Below are 16,580 nucleotides of genomic sequence, written 5' to 3'. Positions count from 1 at the left end.
CCTCGCCCTTGACTCTTGAGCGGCGGCCCCTCCCCGTTTCGAGCGCCCGCGCTGTCGCTGGCATCCGTGCCTATGGCCGTGACTCGCCGGGCTCGCTCGGGGCCACTTGGTGGGCCGCGGAGCGTTGTCCCCGGCGGGCGAACGCGGCGGAGGCGACCATCAAGATCAAGCCGGACAGCACGAAGGTCGATCCGACCACACTGGGCGCGGTGAGGCCGAGTCCGGCGTGCAACGCCAAGCCACCGGCCCACGCGCCCAGGCTGTTGGCCACGTTGAAGGCAGCTTGCACGGCTGCAGAAGCCAGCGCGGCAGCCTCGTGGGCGAGTTCCATGACACGGGTCTGCATCGCTGGCGCGACAGCGAAGCCAGCTACGGCTACTCCGATGAGCGTGAGGAGCACCGCAGGCTTGCTCGTGGCAGTCACCGAGATCAACGCCAGGCACAGCGACAGCATTGCGAGGAACCCGATGATCGCGGGCACCAGCGCTTTGTCCGCCACCGCACCACCCAAGTGGGTCCCCACCGTCATCCCGATGCCGATCAGCACCAGCAGTACTGGCAGTGTCCCGGGGTCGAACCGGGAAGCCGTGGTCAGCAATGGCGCGACGTAGCTGTAGCAGGCGAAGACCCCTGCGAAGCCGAACACCACCACGGTCAGCATGAGCAGGACCTGCGGTCTGCGGAGCATCGCGAACTCTCGTCGAACACCCCCCGCCATGCCGCGTGGTTGGTGCGGTATCCAGCACAGCACTGCGACCAAGGCCATCGCCCCGAGGGCCGCCACAGCGAGGAAAGTCCACTTCCAACCCAGCCGGGCGGCGATGAGGACACCTGCGGGTACACCGAGCACGTTGGCGGCGGCCAGGCCGCCCAACATGCGGGCGACGGCGCTCGCTCGCTTGCCGTGACTGGCGAGGTGCGCCGCTACCATCGCACCGGCCCCGAAGAAGGCCCCGTGCGGTAATCCCGTGACGAACCGCGCTACTACCGCCGAGGAGAAGCTCGGCGCGGCTGCGGTCAGCACGTTCCCGATGAGGAACAGGACCAGCAATGCGACCAGGAGCATCTTGCGTGGCCACCGGGAGGTGATGACCGTCAACGAGGGAGCACCGACCACCACGCCGACGGCGTAAGCGGCGATGAAGTGGCCACCGTCCGCGATCGAAACACCGAAGTCCGTCGAGAGGATGGGCAAGATGCCCAGGGGAACGAACTCCGTGGTTCCGATGGCGAAGGCTGCCAGTGCCAGGGCCCACACTCCAAGCGGCATGGCCTCACCTCCTTCTCAGGACGTGAACACGTGCTGAATTCGGAAACCAATGGGTGTCGCGCTCTCGGTTAGCAGTGCGAGCAGCATGCTCCAGCCCGGACCACCGTCCACTCGAGCAACGGGGAGCTCGCGGCGTTGACTGGCGAACGTGCCACCAAGCCCGTGGCCGCCCGGCGTCATGTTCGACCATGGTGAGGAAATCGCGGCGCTCACGCCTCGACCTACGACCACGAAAAGCCGGGTGCCCGCTCGACCCGCGGCAGCAAGTGCGCGGAGGGGTACGGAGCTCACCGCTGTCGGGCTCGTACTGCTCTCAGCACAGCAGTACGAGATGGGGCACGAATCGGGCTGTGCTCGTGGTGCCGTCGTGTGCACACGGGATTCTGCGACGACAGTTCAGCACAGCGGGGTCAATTCCGGCCGCCGATTCGCCAGGGCGGGTTGACGCGCCAGGCCCTGTCGCAGCGAACCCTTGCCACATGGGTGTTGACTCGAGAGTTGACTCGCACGAGGAGGCAGGCCCTCACGCGGGGCAGTACGACCACGAGGCGGGGTTCGTACCCATCGCAGACCACGGACTGATCGGTGACTTGCGCACCGCTGCCCTCGTCGGCCTCGATGGTGCCATCGATTGGTTCTGCTGTCCGCAGTTCGACTCGCCGAGCGTCTTCGGCTCCATCGTGGGTGCGGAGCGCGGCGGTATGTGGAAGATCGCTCCGGAGTCACACGTCGACAGCAGGCAGCAGTTCTACGTCCCCGACACGAATGTGCTGATCACAAGATTCCTCACCGATGACGGTGTGGTCGAGGTCCACGACTTCATGCCGATCGTGGTGGCCTACGACTCGGACCACCGGCAGCGTCTGGTGCGCAAGGTGGTGTCCGTGCGTGGCCGGATGCGGATGCGCATGGATGTCGAACCTCGGTTCGATTATGGGCGGGCGCAGCACAAGACGGTGAGCGCCCAGAACCGAGTCCGCTTCCGCGGTGCGGGTGAGAACTTGGTGCTGGATGCGAGCGTTGACCTGACGACCGATGAGCGTGGGGACGCGCACGCCGAGTTCGAGATGGACGACCGTCGCACCGAGGTTTTTGTGCTCGAGGTGCTGGGCGAGGACGTGGAACCGGAGCCGCATGGCACCGAGCAGGAGGTCGACGAGCTCTTGCTGCGCACCGTCGAGTTCTGGCGGAAGTGGCTGAGCAACTCGGTTTACCGCGGGCGGTGGCGGGAGATGGTGAATCGATCGGCGCTCGTGCTGAAGCTCCTCACTCATGAACCGAGTGGATCGATGATCGCGGCACCAACGACCTCGTTGCCGGAACGGTTCGGGGGAGCGCGGAACTGGGACTACCGCTACGTGTGGATCCGGGACGCGGCCTTCTCGCTGTCGGCTCTGCTGCGCCTGGGGTTCACCGAGGAGGCCGAATCGTTCATGAGGTGGCTGACTTGCCGGTTTGTCGAGGTCAGTGACGGTGAGGAAGAGGAAGATCCGCTGCACGTGATGTACGACGTCAATTGCCGCAGAGATCTGACGGAGGTGCTGCTCGACCACTGGGCCGGGCATCGCGGTGCACGGCCGGTGCGCATCGGAAACGACGCCGTCGATCAGCTCCAGCTCGACATCTACGGCGAGGTCATCGACTCGATCTACTTCTTCAACAAGCACGGTCGTCCTATCACGCACGACAGCTGGCTTGACCTGATCGACATGGTCTCCTGGTTGCAGGACAACTGGAACCGCCCGGATTCCGGCATCTGGGAATCGCGCGCGGTCCCTCGCCGGCACACCTTCTCCCGGCTCATGTGCTGGGTAGCGCTCGAACGGGTGGTGCAGATCGCTCGCGAGCGCGGTCTCCCCGGAAACCTGGAGAAGTGGATGAGAACCCGGGACGACATCTACTGGCAGATCATGCGAGAGGGATGGAGCGAAAAGCGAAAGGCATTCGTGCAGCACTACGACGACGACGTGCTCGACGCGTCGTTGTTGCTGATGCCGATGATGGGGTTCATCTCGCCTACCGATCCTCGGTTCGTGTCCACCCTGGACGCGATCACGGAGACCTTGGTCACGGACAGCCTCGTGTTCCGCTACGACTACGAGGGATCTCCCGACGGGATGGACGAAGCAGAAGGCACCTTCTCAATCTGTTCTTTCTGGTACATCGAGGCGCTCACCCGCGCGGGGCGACTCGAGGACGCGCGCCTGGTGTTGGAGAAGATGTTCACCTACGCCAACCACCTGGGGCTCTACGCGGAGCAGATCGGGCTCACCGGCGAACAGCTGGGCAACTTCCCGCAGGCTTTCACGCACTTGTCGTTGATCACCGCCGCCACGAACCTCGATCGTGCCCTCGGTTGATGCCGCGTTCGGTGTTTCGCCCTTCTGCAGGCACGACCTCGTGAGCCAGCCATCACCGATGGTCGCCCCACGGTGTCGGGAGCCCGACAAGCCGTAGTTCCGCCGGCTGGCTGAACAGTGGAGTGTGCATTCGCAATCCGCCCACGCCGGGCGCCCGAGGCCCGGGACCGCCGCCATGGTGGCCGCGTCCCCCTGGGCGGTCAACAGCTCACCCTCCACGGGAGGGCAACTCACCGGGCGCGGCAGACGTGTCGCCGGGTGTCGCGCAGCCTCGCGGTCTCGCCATCGCGACCGGCGGCATGCCCTGATCAGGGAAATCCAGTGCGTAAGTTCGGCCCCGTGGGTGCAAGCGGGGCAACGAGGGGTGCTGACACGGTGGGAGCAACGCCGTCCAGCAACCGGAGATCACTGCGGAGGTTGTTGCCGGCGGCTGGCTCGGCGGGCGAAGTGCAGGATGCGCAGCGGGAAGAGGCCGAACAGCGGGGCGTTCGCCGTATCGCTCCCGTACTCCCGGTCGAAAGCTGCCGCGTATCGGCGAGCGTGCTCGGCGCTCGGGTACTGCTTCGAGCCGTCAGCGCCGCACCCGCGCTCGCAGGCCCACCGCATCATCGCGCCGTCGCTGCGGAAGCGGAAGCGGTGGCCGAGAACACGACAACGAAGCATCGCCTGCAGGTTATCCGCGATGGGGGTTTTAGCCAGTCGACCGTCAGGAGGTTCGCTGTGACCACCCAAGAGTTGCGCACCATCCGAACGCAGATACCGGCCCGGTTGGACCGACTGCCGTGGTCCCGCTTCCACTGGAAGATCATCATCGGTCTCGGCACCGTGTGGATCCTGGACGGGCTCGAGGTGACGATCGTGGGCTCGGTCGCGTCCCGCCTGACAGAGCCCGGCAGCGGCGTCTCGTTGAACGCGGCCCAGATCGGTATCGCCGCCGCGATCTACGTCGCCGGCGCTTGCACCGGGGCGCTGTTGTTCGGTCAGCTCACCGACCGCTTCGGGCGCAAGAAGCTTTTCCTGCTCACCCTCGCGCTCTACATCGTGGCCACGGTGCTCACGGCTTTCACATTCGTGCCGTGGTACTTCTTCCTCATGCGATTCCTCACAGGAATGGGAATCGGCGGGGAGTACGCAGCGATCAATTCGGCAATCGACGAGCTCATCCCGGCGCGCAACCGCGGTCAGGTCGACATCGCCATCAACGGAAGTTACTGGCTCGGCGCGGCGTTCGGGGCGCTCGTCACGGTCGTCCTGCTGTCTAACCTGGTGCCGATAACCCTGGGGTGGCGGCTCGCGTTCGGCCTCGGTGGGGTGATCGGCCTCGCGATCCTGCTCGTGCGCCGCAACGTGCCGGAAAGTCCCCGGTGGTTGTTCATCCACGGTCGGGAGCAGGAGGCCGAACGAATCGTCGACGAGATCGAGTCCGAGGTGCAGGCCGAGATGGCGCGGCCATTGCCGAGACCAGGCGCGACGATCGCCGTGCGCCAGCGAAAAGCGATCCCGTTCCGGGAGATCGCGCAAACGGCGATCGAGCACTACCCGAGACGTGCCACACTTGGCTTGGCGCTGTTCGTCGGCCAGGCGTTCTTGTACAATGCGGTCACCTTCGATCTCGGGACCCTGCTCGGCGCCTTCTTCGACGTGAGCTCGAAAATGGCGCCGTACTTCGTCGCCGCGTTCGCCTTCGGCAACTTCCTCGGGCCGCTGCTGCTGGGACGGTTGTTCGACACCGTCGGCCGGATACCGATGATCTCCGGCACGTACTTCGTGTCGTCGGCGCTCACCTTCGTCACCGGAGTGCTCTTGTTGACTGGCTCGCTGACGCTCTGGACGTTCATGCTGCTCATCCTGCTGACGTTCTTCGTGGCCTCCGCGGGCGCGAGCTCGGCCTACCTGACCGTGAGCGAGGTCTTCCCGATGGAGACCCGAGCACTGGCGATCGCGCTGTTCTACGCGATCGGCACCGCCGTCGGCGGCATCACCGGACCTGCCCTTTTCGGCCAGCTCGTGGAGAGCGGACAGGCCAACCTGCTGGCAACGGGATTCTTCATCGGAGCAGGTGTCATGCTCCTCGGGAGTGTCGCCGAAATGCTGCTCGGAGTGCGTGCGGAGCGGCAGTCCCTGGAGCACATCGCCCGACCGCTGACCGCCGAAGAAGTGGAAGTCGATCCGGATCAGCACGCCGCACTCGTCGAAACCGAGCGCAGTGCCGAGTTGTCGGCAGCGGACCGGCAACGGCTGCACGAACGCGATGAGCGGGTCCGGCAGCGCACGACCCGGGTCCAGGAGCGCGAGCGCGCGGGGCGGCGACGGTTCCGACCCGGTCCGGGATCGGGGTTCTACTCGCCGGGCATGGTCGGCACCGCCACGACTGGTAGCCGCTGGTCGGCGATTTCGGACGAGGTGCTGGACGCGGAGATCGACGACGTGGCCCGGGTGCTCCGGGACGGTGGATCGGCAGATCGGCGCGAACTCGAAAAGCGCCTCGAGGGAAGGTCCTGGGGTCCCGGGCGTTTCCGCAGGGCGCTGAAGGAAGCCGTCGAGGAAGGTCGTGCGAAGCGCCTGTCCTCGCGCCGGTACGGGCCCCAAGAGCCGAGCGAGGGCGCGGATGAGCGAGGCACCTCTGCCGATCGGTGAGGACGTACGAGTCGGGAGCCACTATGACCACCGGCCGGCGTTACACGTGGGCGCGCATGTTCGGAGCGGGGTTGGTGCTGTGGTTGCTCACGGTAGCCGTGACCTTCCTGACCGCCAACCCGACCCTGGTTCCCACCTTGGTGCTGCTCGGCAGCTTCCTGGTTCCGGCTTCCTTCATCGCCTGGGCTTTCGAGCACCGCCTCACCGCGGAGATCACCGCGACCCTCTTGTTGAAGATCTTCGTGCTGGGCGGGGTACTCGGGGTGCTCGCAGCGTCGCTGCTCGAGAGCTACCTGCTGCGTCCGTCGGTTGGGTTGTTCGCGAGCGTCGGTCTCATCGAGGAAGCGGTCAAACTCCTCGCCCTGGCGGCTTTGACCCGCGAACTGCGGGTCAAAGCTCCGCGTGACGGCATGCTCCTCGGCGCTTGTGTCGGTTTCGGTTTCTCCGCCTTCGAATCAGCGGGCTACGCCATGATGGCCGCGCTGACCGAACAGGGCCTCTCCCTCGTCGACCTGGTGGCCACGGAGCTCCTGCGCGGCCTCGTCGCACCCTTCGGGCACGGTCTGTGGACGGCGATCCTCGGCGGTGTGCTGTTCTCCCGAAGCGGCCGCGAGAGCTTCTTGCTGACCGTTCCGCTCGTGCTTTCGTACCTCGGCGTGTCGCTGCTTCACGCGCTGTGGGACTCTGCGCACAGCGTCGCAGTTCTGATCACGGTGGTCCTCTCGTCGCCGAACGGGTGGAGTCCCGAGACCGCCCCGGGGTGGATCAGCGACCCCACACCGGGGCAGGTGTGGCTCCTCACCGCGATCACGTGGGTTTGGCTCGCCGTGGTAGCCGCGATCGGTGTTGCCTGGTTGTCGGCGGTGATCGTGCACTACTGGCGGTCTCGTGGAACGCCGAAGAGTGGTTACCCCATCTCAACTCGCGGCCGGTGGTGGCCGCAGCGGTGGTCGGGTGAACCGGGGTGACACGACCAGAGCCGGAACGTCCGCGGGTGGTGACTGCGGCGACGGCAGCGCCGGAGCTTCCTCGGCAGCTGGGCTTCCGGTGTGGCGGCTTTCCGGCTGCTACCGCGCGCCGCGCGCCGCGCGTGCTCACGTGCGACGGTTCGTAGCACCTGGCGACTCGCAGAGCTGGTCAGGACCGGTCCCAGTTCTAGGGCGTGAGTTGAAACGGTGGCAGCACGGACGGTGGGGAGGTGATCTCGGATGACAGGCATGCCATCGGAGGAATCGACCTCAGAGGACGGACGTCACGAAGCAGTGGGCGACGAGTTCGCGCGCCACGCCCGCAGCGCCTGGGGAACGACGCTGGTACGAGCACTCTCGACGGCCGAGTACGCGCTGCTGGTCCTGATCTCCTCGGTTCTGCTCGTCCTCGCTGCCGGCATCCTGGTCGCCGCGGTCATCTCCGTCGTCGAAAGCCAGGGCTCCTGGCAGGAGCAGTTCATCAGCCTGATCGAGGAACTGCTGCTGGTCCTGATCGTGCTGGAGATCTACATCACCGTCATGCACCACCTGAGAGGCGGACGCTTGCGGCTCGAGCCGTTCATCATCGTAGCGGTCATCGCTGTAGTCCGGCACATCCTCTCGATCGTCATCCGGCTCACCTTCCCGGGTGCCCCGCCGGTGAGCCACGACCAGCTCGTCGAGCTGTCGATCAACTCCGGCGCGGTGGTTGTGCTCGTTGCGGCGCTGGCGTTGGCCCGCTGGTCGTCAAGACGTCCACCCGACAGGTGATCACGACTGGGCCCGCACAAACGGCGGTTGTTGAGCCTGAGGTGCGGGTCGGAGGACCTTGATCGCTGCCCCGAGCCCGCCCGTCCAGGTCAGTGCGGTTCCGAGGAGGAACCTGCTGCGATGGTTCAGGGCAAGACCTCGGCCACTTCCTTTGGAAGGCCGTCCTTGATGTCCGTCCACTCGCCCTCGGTGATGTGCGGCCGCAGAGCTCGGAGCGTCGTCTGCACCAAGTCTTCGACCTCGCCCTCCACCTCGTAGGGCAGTTGGGCGGCGACGCGCTCGAGGAACTCCTCCCGGTGGAGCTTGACCGGTACGTGACTGGGATTCCAAGCCTCGTAGTAGATGCCGCGGATCAGCATCGGCAACTGGGCCGAGAGATCGGCGCACTCTTCGACGGTGAGGCGATCCCGCAGCGCGTGCAGGACCGAGCGCAGCGCCGCGTACGAACGGGAGCGCTGCTTCTTGGTCCAGCCGTAGTGCTCTTCGACATCTCGGAGCACGCGGTTGGTCTTCTCCAACGTGCTGTCGAACGAAGCGAACCCTGTTGTTGACATGTCTGGCACCTCTCGAACGCGTTTCCGGCTGCTTGACGAGAACGGCTTTCTGCGGCGGGCACCGCGCGAGAGAGCTCGGCGGAGTCCGGCGCAATGTCCGACACTTCTGGAATGGTCCCGGGCCGTGCCCCGTCTGGCTTCACCTTGCCCGGACGAACGGGTTCGGCATGGCTGCGTACGGCAGGCTGAATGAGCCGCTCGCGCGGGTCTGCTGGCGCTGGTGGTGTGGACGAACGCGGGCGAGAGCTGATGCGCGCGACCAGATTGCCGTGATCTGACGAAGGAGGTTCTCGCTCAATCATTCGGCTGGGCCGTCCACCTGGGTTCGGTGAACGCGCCGAGCAGGAATCGATCGCGCGTGCCGCCGGTGCGGAGTGGGCCCGCACGAGTCCAGCTGACATCCGCGATGAAGGGGGTGCTGTCCACGACGTCGTCCGGCAGTATGAGCTCTATGCCGATCCGTGGGGCGGTTTCCTTTGACGCGCGTCTTGGTTTCAACCGCGCTTCACCACGCTCAGGCCCTGCCCCGACGTTCAACTTCCGAACATCCACGTCGACAGTTCGAAGCGCCGGTGCACGGCCGGTGAGCCCATGGAAACTCCCACGATCACGCGGGTTCGCACTACTACGCCTCCCGAACGGGTTGGGCCCATGGCTGCCCAGCGCCTGTGCTGGTGCTTGGACGGGTCGATTCCGCGGGATGAACCCGCGGGCGGATTTGGCCTTCACAGGCGGAGGCGACCAACCGCGCACGAGGTGCAGGCTGGCATGCAGTCGGTACGGACGCGTGTCGGTCTCCCAACAGTGGTGCTCCGACTGCCGTGGACGACGGTTGAAGCTGCCCGCGAACCGGCAGCAGTAGAACGCTTCGAGCAAGGAGACCCGTGATGACGTTGATGCGTTTCGACCCGCTCCGGGAGTGGGACCGGTTCACCGAACAGGCCTTCCGCGGTACGCGCGCAATGCAGATGATGCCGATGGAAGCGTACCGCCGCGGCGACGAGTTCCACGTGGCATTGGATCTTCCGGGGGTGAACCCCGACGACATCGACGTGACCGCTGAGCGGAATGTGATCAACATCCGCGCTACACGACGTCCTGCCCACTCCGAGGACGACGAGGTGCTCGTGGACGAGCGGCCACATGGCGAGTTCTCCAGGCAACTCTTCCTGGGTGACAACCTCGACCCGAGCAACCTCACGGCCAACTGCGAATCGGGCGTGTTGACGCTGCGGATCCCCGTCGCAGAATCGAGCAAGCCGCGCAAGATCCAGGTGGGCGCGGAGGTGCCGAACCAGCAATCCGTGGAAGCCCAGCAGTCACAGCGCGAGAAAGCGCGGGCCTAGACGTCGTTCGCCGCTTGACGGGCAGTCTTCCTGTGACAGGACGAAGTCTCCGAGGTCGACGCGCTGGAGGTGTGGTGTCGTTCTCGTCGGCGTGGAGACTCGCGCTGGAGTGAGGGCCAAGCTGGGCGAGCGCGAACACCACGCTTCCGGCGCGCCGCCAGGTGTTCTCGACCGCCCCGGGGTGGCGAGCCCGGATCCCGGCCGCGGTCAGGCGGGCTGGTCGTCCTCCGCGGCGATGGGGCCGCAGTCTCAGAGTGACGACTCCGATGACGTGGCCGGTGACGACTCCGAGCGGACATGAGGAATGCGATGACGACATCCTGGGAATCTTCCGAACCGAACGCATCTGATACCGAACAGGTCGAGGCCGAGCGCGACGAGCCCGACCCTGAACGGACGCAACCCGAACGCACCGCGCAGGAGGAGCCGGCGGAGCCGAGCCGGGAGGAGTTGTGGGATCGCCTGAGGCGTGCACTTGCTGATATCGAGAACCTGCGCAAGCGCTACGCCCGTGAGCTGGAGCGAACCCGGGCGCAAGAAAGGGCCAAGGTTGCCGCGGAGTGGTTGCCGGTGATCGACAACTTGGAGCTGGCGCTCGAGCACGCTGAGTCGGACCCGCGGTCGGTGCTGGAGGGGGTGCGCACCATCCACGACCAGGCAATCGACGTGGCGACGCGGCTTGGGTACCCGCGCCAGGACGAGACCGGGGTCCCGTTCGACCCGAACCGCCACGAGGTTGTCAACGTGGTCGAGGCACCGGACACGGAACCGGGCACGGTTGTGCAGGTGCTGCGACCGGGTTACGGGGTTGCGGAGAACCAGCTCCGCCCGGTCTCGGTGGTCGTGAGCAGGCCTGCGGAGTGATTCGCACGTGACGTGCGACTTCTACGAGGCACTCGGGGTTTCCCGAAACGCCAGCGCCGAGGAGAGCCAGCAGGCGTAACCGGCAGTTGGCGCGCCAGTACCAACCCGAGTCAGCTCTGATCCGGCAGCTGAAGACCGCTCGACGAGATCAAGCGGCCTACAACGGTTCTCGCCGACCCCGAGACCCGCAGGCGCTACGACCGGGTCGGCCCGGACTTCTCTCCATCCCGGAAGGCTACGAGAAGTGGAGCGAAACCGGAGGAGGAAGCAGCGATTACCGATGACTTCGTGTGGGCAGCCCTTCCGGTGTGCGGGTAGCGGGCCGATGACGGTTTCGGTGGCGTCGATTTTGAGAACCTGTTCGGCAGCCTGATCGGGGCTTGTGGCGCCGCGGGCACGATTCGAGGAGCCGACCACGAGGCTGAACTGGAGCTGTCGGTGGAGGAGGCTTACCTGGCGGCAAGCGCAACCTCGCCCGGTCGGTGGCGGTCAACGTATCGTCGAGGTGACCATCCCCCACGGAGTGGGCGACGGTCAGCGCATTCGGATGGTCGGTGAAGGAGGCTGGGGGTCCGCAACGCATCCGCGGGTGATCTGTGCTTGGCGGTTCGCATCGCACCGCACGACCGCTACCGGGTGTCCGGACGTGACCTCTTACGTGCACCTGCCCGTTTCGCCTTAGGCGGCGGTGATGGGGGCGACGTTCCCGCTTACCACTCCCGTTGGGGAGACGAAGGTCCACGTGCCGGCTGGGACGGTCGAGCGGTCGGCTACTTCGCCTGCGCAGGGAAGGCGTCCAACCCGCGGGTCCCCGGGCGACTCTGCGTCGAGGTCCAGATCGTGGTAGCGACGGGACTGACCGACCGCGACGCGAACTGTTCAACCAACTCGCCGCGGAGAGGGATTTCGACCCGCGGAAATGATGGAAGGTTATCCGCGCAGCGCCCGCACCCACGCATCATCAGGACTCCTGAGGACATCCCGAGCAGGGGGTTCGAGCTGGTCACGGGCTCGACTGCTGCGCCGCTCCGTCCCTGTACGCGGAAGGAAGCCAAGATCGACCAGTGGTGCGCGGTTCGGCCCGCGATCGCGGATACTCTGCGGGTGGACCGGGACGCGGACCTTCTCAAGCCGTCGTTCACAGCAGCAGGTCGAAGATGTGGAAAACGCGTTCCCATTCCAAGGTTCCAGGATTCTTGTCGTCCGGCTCGATCACTTTGAACGTCCGTGCGAGCGCCACGCTCATGCCGCCCGCCACCCAGGGCAGCATCTGCTTCGTCTCCTCACTGAGCTCCACCTCCAGCGGCGGCTGCGCGAGGATGTGTTCGAGGATCGGTTCAACCTTGATTTCTTCCTCCAGCTCGTCGAAGGCGTGAATGCTCTCCTGAAGCCCCTTGGTGATGGGCAGGTCGGACACCTGCATCACGTCGCGCGCGTTGGCCATCGCGGAACTCCGTCCCAGCAAGCACAGGTCGTACAGCTTCTGGTTGACGAAGTCGTTGTAACGCTTGAGATCGTTCTTGTCGACGTGAAGTCCGGCAGCGGCGCGGAAGAACCGCTGGAACTTGGTCACTCCCATCACGGGCATGTCGATCCCCCCTCACGGTGTGGTGGGCTCGGCGACTCGATGCCCACCGACTTCGTCACCGTGGCAGGACTTGCCGTGTTGCACACGGGCCCAGCAGGACGAAACGCGCCGCGACGGGAGGGCCTCTGCGGACGAGCCCGTCGCTCGTGACGCGCCCTAGAAGAACACCACGCTGAACCGACGCAACCCAGTCACGGAGCGATGGCGCTCGACCCGCTGGCGACGTCGAACACGGGCCTCCAGACACCCACGGCCATCGCCGCCGTGTTCGAGGGCGGTCCGACTCGACAACAAGCGGGGAGGTTGGCAGGAGGGCCGGTGGCCATGCATCTCCGTACGCATCCGTCGGTGGCCTTCAGTCGGCTCGGACCAGCCGCGTAGACCGGTCGTGGGAATGACGGTGTAGACGTGCAACGCATCGCAGACGTGGTCGAATGCTGAGGACCGGGTCAGCCGGGGAACACCATCGGTGGGAGCAGGCGGCCTTCGCTTGTCGCGGGAAATCGTCGATCTCGCCCGAGGTGCTTGCACCTCAGCGGGGCCGGCGCAACCTTCCAAACGGCATCAGACGTGGTGCGGCTTCAGCTGTGCAAGGCGGTCATCGTGGACCTGGCGATTTCGAGCTCTTCCCGCGGACGCACGACGAGCACGGGTACGGCCGCGGAAGGCGGGCTGACGGTGCCGTCGTCGTCGCGGTTGCCGCTCAAGCCTCCGGAGATGCCGATCACACCCAGTCCAGAGCACACCGCTTCGCGCAGCTCGGGCTGGTCCCAACCGATCTCACCGGTGAAGATCACAGCATCCACCCGGTCCAGGCTGGTCGCCTCCGCTGCGAGTTCCCGCCGGACGCCGTGGGCGAACACGTTCATCGCCAACTCAGCCCTGGAGTCGCCACTCTCAGCCGCTTTCACCAGCTCACGGGTATCCGAGGACAGTCCCTCGGAGAGCCCGAGCAAGCCAGACCTCTGGGAGAGCGCCTCGGTGATGTCGTCGATGCTGAGTCCGGCTTCGCGCTGCAGCCACAGGAGCGAACCGGGGTCGACGCTTCCCGAACGTGTGGTCATCGGAACGCCCTCAAGAGGAGTGAAACCCATCGACGTCTGCACGCTTCGCCCGTTGCGCACCGCGCACACCGAGCAGCCCCCACCCAGGTGTGTCAACAGGAGTTGCAGGTCTTCCTGCCGCCGACCGAGCAGCTGGCCAGCGCGCCGCAGTGACCGGGAATACGAGTGCCCGTGGAAACCGTAGCGTCGAACACCGTAGCGGCGTCGCCAATCCACGGGCACCGCGTACGTTCTCGCGACCTCGGGAAGATCGGCGTGGAAGCCTGTGTCAGGGCACAGCACGTGGGGAAGCCGGGGATACCGCGCGCGCAAGGTCGTGATGAGATCGAGCACCGGTGGGATGTGCAACGGCGCAAGCGATTCGAATGCTCGAGCTGCGTCGAGCGTGGAATCGTCGACAGTGGCAGGAGAAAGGAACCTGTTGCCGCCATGCACGAGACGGTAACCGACTCCTGCGATGTGGTGGTCTTGAACGCGTTCCAGAAGTCCTTCGAATTGGAGGCGAGCTTTCTCGCTCTTCGCAGGTTCCTCCACTGCGGATGAATCGAGCACCTCTTCTGCTTGAGCATCCACGAGATGCACCTGCAAGCTGGAGGACCCTGGATTCACGGTGAGCACCAAAGCCATCCCATCACACCCCTCTCAGGTCAGGGCCGGCACCGCTGTCGCCGTTGCACATCAGGTGCTTCTCGCGGGATCCGCGATGCATCAGCGTCTGCCTGGCTCCTTCGCTTGGTCTCCCCCCTTCAGGAGTCAAGTCGTGGGTTCGCCGACCCCCGAAACCGCGCGGCTACCACGCTGACAACAGCCGAGTCCGCTCGCGACCTCCCGGCGGGTTCAACCCGGCCGGCTCCGTTCGGCCCGGCAGCGCGAAGTGCTCGGACCTCGTGAAGTTAAGGGCAACAGGCGATCGCAAGATGCTTCCCATGCAGGTCACCGTGCAGAGTGGGTGTGCCGAAGGGAGCATGGCACCGGGTGCGATGAAAGCGGGAGGCTGCGGATGGAGGTGCCCGGCGTAACCCCTGAAAGGGGCCCGACGCGGGAAATCCGCGCCTTCCTGCGGACCGAGTCGGGCGGGACCGTGGTGCTGCTCGCCGCGATGCTCATCGCGCTGGTCTGGGCCAACTCGCCGTTCGGAAATACCTACGAAGCCTTGTGGCAAACCACGTTAGCACTGCGTCTGGGTGGTTTCGAGTTCGACCTGAACCTCCGGCATTGGGTGAACGATGGCTTGATGGCGATGTTCTTCTTCGTGATCGGGATGGAGGTGTCGCGGGAGTTCAGCATCGGCGAGATGCGCGACAAGCGCCGAGCACTACCGCCGGCCCTGGCAGCCGTGGGCGGATTGATCTTCCCCATTGGTTTGTACCTGGTTTTCAACCCGGCCAACCCCACGGCAGTGGGTTGGGGTATTCCGATGGCTACGGATACCGCGTTCGTCCTCGGGGTTCTCGTCGTGGTCGGACCTCGGTGCCCGGATCCGCTGCGGGTGTTCCTTCTGACGTTGTCGGTGGTCGACGATGTCGGTGCGATCGCGGTCATCGCGTTGGCGTACACGCGGCACATCGACTGGACAGCGGCTGGCATCGCTCTCTGCCTGTTAATCGTTCTACTTCTGCTGCGGCGCGTCGGTGAGTGGCGTTCGCCCGTCTACGTCTTGCTGGGCTTGGCGACGTGGGGCGCTGCGGCGGAGTCCGGCATACACCCAACCGTCATCGGTCTCACCCTCGGGGTTCTCGTCCAGGTGTACGAGCCCCACGAGTCACATGTCCTCCGCATGGGTGAGCTCACGCAGATGTTCCTGCGGGAACCGACCCCGGAACGCGGCAGAGAAGCGGTGTTGGGGGTGAGGGCGGCGGTGCCGCCGAACGAGCGGTTGCAGCTCTTGCTGCACCCGTGGACCAGCTACCTGATCGTTCCACTGTTCGCACTGGCGAACGCAGGGGTCCCGATCAACGCCGAAACGCTCTCCCGTGCGGTCTTCTCGCCGGTGACGCACGGTGTTGTCCTGGGCCTCGTGGTCGGGAAGTTCGTCGGGGTCTGCACCGGGACCTGGGTGGCACTGCGTTCCGGGTTCGGTGCGCTGCCGGGAAACCTGGTGTGGGGGCAATTGGCTGGTGGCGCGGCCTTGGCGGGCATCGGCTTCACCGTGTCCCTGTTCATCACCGAGCTGGCGTTCGAGCGACAGGTTTGGAGCGGGGATGCCAAGATCGGGATTCTGGTCGGATCGCTGATCGCTGCGACGCTAGGGCGGCTGATCTTCGCGTTCGCCTGGAACAAGGGCGCGGCGTGTGAGCCGCCGCTGGCAGAGGGTGGAGCTGAGGAGGAAGACCGACCCGCGGTGCTCACGGAACCGGTTACCGGGCGCGATCACTTCATCGGCCCTGGGGCGGCCCGAGTGACCGTAGTGGAGTACGGCGACTACGAGTGCGTGAACTGCGGTCGGCTGCACCTGATCGTCCAGCGTCTCCAGGAGCGGTTCGGAGATGATTTCCGGTTCGTCTTTCGGCACTTCCCCCTTGACGAGGTCCACCCGCGCGCAGTTGCCGCGGCACTGGCCAGCGAGGCCGCCGACGAGTACGCGCGGTTCTGGGAGATGCACGAAGAGCTGTTCGCGCACCAACGCGAGTTGGACGATCGCAGCCTCGCTCGTCACGCGGAGCGGGTCGGCGTACCAGGTGATGCTGTGGTGGGCGCGCGCTCGCGCGTGCATCTTCCGCGGGTGGCGGCGGACATCGCCTCCGGTCGAGCGAGCGGTGTGAGGGGCACGCCGACCTTGTTCATCAACGGCAAGCGGTATTCCGGCCCGCTTGCCGAGGCGTCGTTGGCTGCGAGGGTCGAAGACCTTCTGGGCTGAAACTGTCGATCGAGTGGCGAGCCGAGCGTGCCGCATCGGGTGAGGCGATCTCATGCGGAACACCGCCTATCGGCTCGGCACCCGAGGACACCGGTGGAGGTGACAACCGCAGGACGGCCAACCAAGGAGTTCGGTGAGGACGGAGTCCCGAGTTCTCGGGTTGCCGGTCGCGCGGATGAGGTTCGGGGTCGATGTCCGGTCGGCAGCGCTAGGAGCTGTTTAGGAACGTGGGGCCCGGTGGTTGAACATAGTGAGGTCTCCGGTAGATGGATCAGCGACGAAGAAGATCAACATCTATCCG

At 65.7% G+C, this 16,580-nt stretch carries 12 protein-coding genes; 7 read left to right on the top strand and 5 right to left on the bottom strand.

The features are described from left to right. Positions 1-70 precede the first annotated feature (70 nt). Entirely contained in the window at positions 71-1,270 is a 1,200-nt protein-coding gene (locus EIL87_RS18245; RefSeq protein WP_125091776.1) for an MFS transporter, read from the bottom strand. A gap of 479 nt (positions 1,271-1,749) precedes the next feature. On the opposite strand from EIL87_RS18245, the gene EIL87_RS18240 reads away from it, so the two are divergent. Next, entirely contained in the window at positions 1,750-3,630 is a 1,881-nt protein-coding gene (locus EIL87_RS18240) for a glycoside hydrolase family 15 protein (RefSeq protein WP_125091775.1), read from the top strand. Positions 3,631-4,035: 405 nt separating this feature from the next. On the opposite strand, the gene EIL87_RS18235 is transcribed toward EIL87_RS18240, so the two are convergent. Beyond that, entirely contained in the window at positions 4,036-4,293 is a 258-nt protein-coding gene (locus EIL87_RS18235) for a hypothetical protein (protein ID WP_125091774.1), read from the bottom strand. Between the two features lie 57 nt (positions 4,294-4,350). On the opposite strand from EIL87_RS18235, the gene EIL87_RS18230 reads away from it, so the two are divergent. From EIL87_RS18230 to EIL87_RS18220, 3 genes are all read left to right on the top strand, one after another. Then, positions 4,351-6,267 carry an MFS transporter gene (locus EIL87_RS18230; protein WP_199740494.1) on the top strand — a complete coding sequence of 639 codons (1,917 nt, stop codon included), beginning with the start codon at positions 4,351-4,353 and terminating at the stop codon, positions 6,265-6,267. A gap of 23 nt (positions 6,268-6,290) precedes the next feature. Then, positions 6,291-7,235 (top strand): PrsW family intramembrane metalloprotease, encoded by a 945-nt coding sequence (locus EIL87_RS18225; protein WP_125091773.1) that lies wholly within the window; start codon positions 6,291-6,293, stop codon positions 7,233-7,235. 240 nt (positions 7,236-7,475) lie between these two features. Further along, positions 7,476-8,006, top strand: a complete 531-nt coding sequence (locus tag EIL87_RS18220) for a phosphate-starvation-inducible PsiE family protein (protein WP_125091772.1) — start codon at positions 7,476-7,478, stop codon at positions 8,004-8,006. Positions 8,007-8,131: 125 nt separating this feature from the next. Here the strand turns inward: EIL87_RS18220 and EIL87_RS18215 are convergent, their stop codons facing one another. Then, entirely contained in the window at positions 8,132-8,560 is a 429-nt protein-coding gene (locus EIL87_RS18215; protein WP_125091771.1) for a DUF2267 domain-containing protein, read from the bottom strand. 887 nt (positions 8,561-9,447) lie between these two features. Between EIL87_RS18215 and EIL87_RS18210 the strand changes: the two genes are divergently transcribed. Both EIL87_RS18210 and EIL87_RS18205 read left to right on the top strand, forming a co-directional pair. Further along, a complete protein-coding gene (locus EIL87_RS18210; RefSeq protein ID WP_125091770.1) occupies positions 9,448-9,906 on the top strand; it encodes an Hsp20/alpha crystallin family protein in 459 nt (152 codons plus the stop codon). A 297-nt stretch (positions 9,907-10,203) separates the two neighbouring features. After that, the gene (locus EIL87_RS18205) at positions 10,204-10,770 is read left to right on the top strand and encodes a nucleotide exchange factor GrpE (protein ID WP_125091769.1); all 567 of its coding nucleotides are present in this window, start codon (positions 10,204-10,206) and stop codon (positions 10,768-10,770) included. Positions 10,771-11,908: 1,138 nt separating this feature from the next. Here EIL87_RS18205 and EIL87_RS18195 read toward each other — a convergent pair. Together EIL87_RS18195 and EIL87_RS18190 are read right to left on the bottom strand one after the other, a co-directional pair. Further along, entirely contained in the window at positions 11,909-12,349 is a 441-nt protein-coding gene (locus tag EIL87_RS18195; protein ID WP_233576388.1) for a DUF1931 family protein, read from the bottom strand. Between the two features lie 590 nt (positions 12,350-12,939). Further along, positions 12,940-14,049 (bottom strand): acetate/propionate family kinase, encoded by a 1,110-nt coding sequence (locus EIL87_RS18190; protein ID WP_125091767.1) that lies wholly within the window; start codon positions 14,047-14,049, stop codon positions 12,940-12,942. 373 nt (positions 14,050-14,422) lie between these two features. On the opposite strand from EIL87_RS18190, the gene nhaA reads away from it, so the two are divergent. Continuing rightward, positions 14,423-16,279 carry a Na+/H+ antiporter NhaA gene (gene nhaA, locus EIL87_RS18185; RefSeq protein ID WP_199740493.1) on the top strand — a complete coding sequence of 619 codons (1,857 nt, stop codon included), beginning with the start codon at positions 14,423-14,425 and terminating at the stop codon, positions 16,277-16,279. The last annotated feature ends 301 nt before the right edge of the window (positions 16,280-16,580 follow it).

The sequence above is a fragment of the Saccharopolyspora rhizosphaerae genome, assembly GCF_003931915.1.
Classification (GTDB): Bacteria; Actinomycetota; Actinomycetes; order Mycobacteriales; family Pseudonocardiaceae; genus Saccharopolyspora; species Saccharopolyspora rhizosphaerae.
Note: the sequence above shows the minus strand (reverse complement) of the source record. Positions and strands in the feature narration are given on the sequence as shown.

What these genes read in the sequence shown, in the direction of transcription:
- EIL87_RS18245 (WP_125091776.1), bottom strand. Translation starts at nt 1,270, where the DNA reads ATGCCGCTTGGAGTGTGGGCCCTGGCACTGGCAGCCTTCGCCATCGGA.
- EIL87_RS18240 (WP_125091775.1), top strand. Translation starts at nt 1,750, where the DNA reads ATGGGTGTTGACTCGAGAGTTGACTCGCACGAGGAGGCAGGCCCTCAC.
- EIL87_RS18235 (WP_125091774.1), bottom strand. Translation starts at nt 4,293, where the DNA reads ATGCTTCGTTGTCGTGTTCTCGGCCACCGCTTCCGCTTCCGCAGCGAC.
- EIL87_RS18225 (WP_125091773.1), top strand. Translation starts at nt 6,291, where the DNA reads ATGACCACCGGCCGGCGTTACACGTGGGCGCGCATGTTCGGAGCGGGG.
- EIL87_RS18220 (WP_125091772.1), top strand. Translation starts at nt 7,476, where the DNA reads ATGACAGGCATGCCATCGGAGGAATCGACCTCAGAGGACGGACGTCAC.
- EIL87_RS18215 (WP_125091771.1), bottom strand. Translation starts at nt 8,560, where the DNA reads ATGTCAACAACAGGGTTCGCTTCGTTCGACAGCACGTTGGAGAAGACC.
- EIL87_RS18210 (WP_125091770.1), top strand. Translation starts at nt 9,448, where the DNA reads ATGACGTTGATGCGTTTCGACCCGCTCCGGGAGTGGGACCGGTTCACC.
- EIL87_RS18205 (WP_125091769.1), top strand. Translation starts at nt 10,204, where the DNA reads ATGAGGAATGCGATGACGACATCCTGGGAATCTTCCGAACCGAACGCA.
- EIL87_RS18195 (WP_233576388.1), bottom strand. Translation starts at nt 12,349, where the DNA reads ATGGGAGTGACCAAGTTCCAGCGGTTCTTCCGCGCCGCTGCCGGACTT.
- EIL87_RS18190 (WP_125091767.1), bottom strand. Translation starts at nt 14,049, where the DNA reads ATGGCTTTGGTGCTCACCGTGAATCCAGGGTCCTCCAGCTTGCAGGTG.
- nhaA (WP_199740493.1), top strand. Translation starts at nt 14,423, where the DNA reads ATGGAGGTGCCCGGCGTAACCCCTGAAAGGGGCCCGACGCGGGAAATC.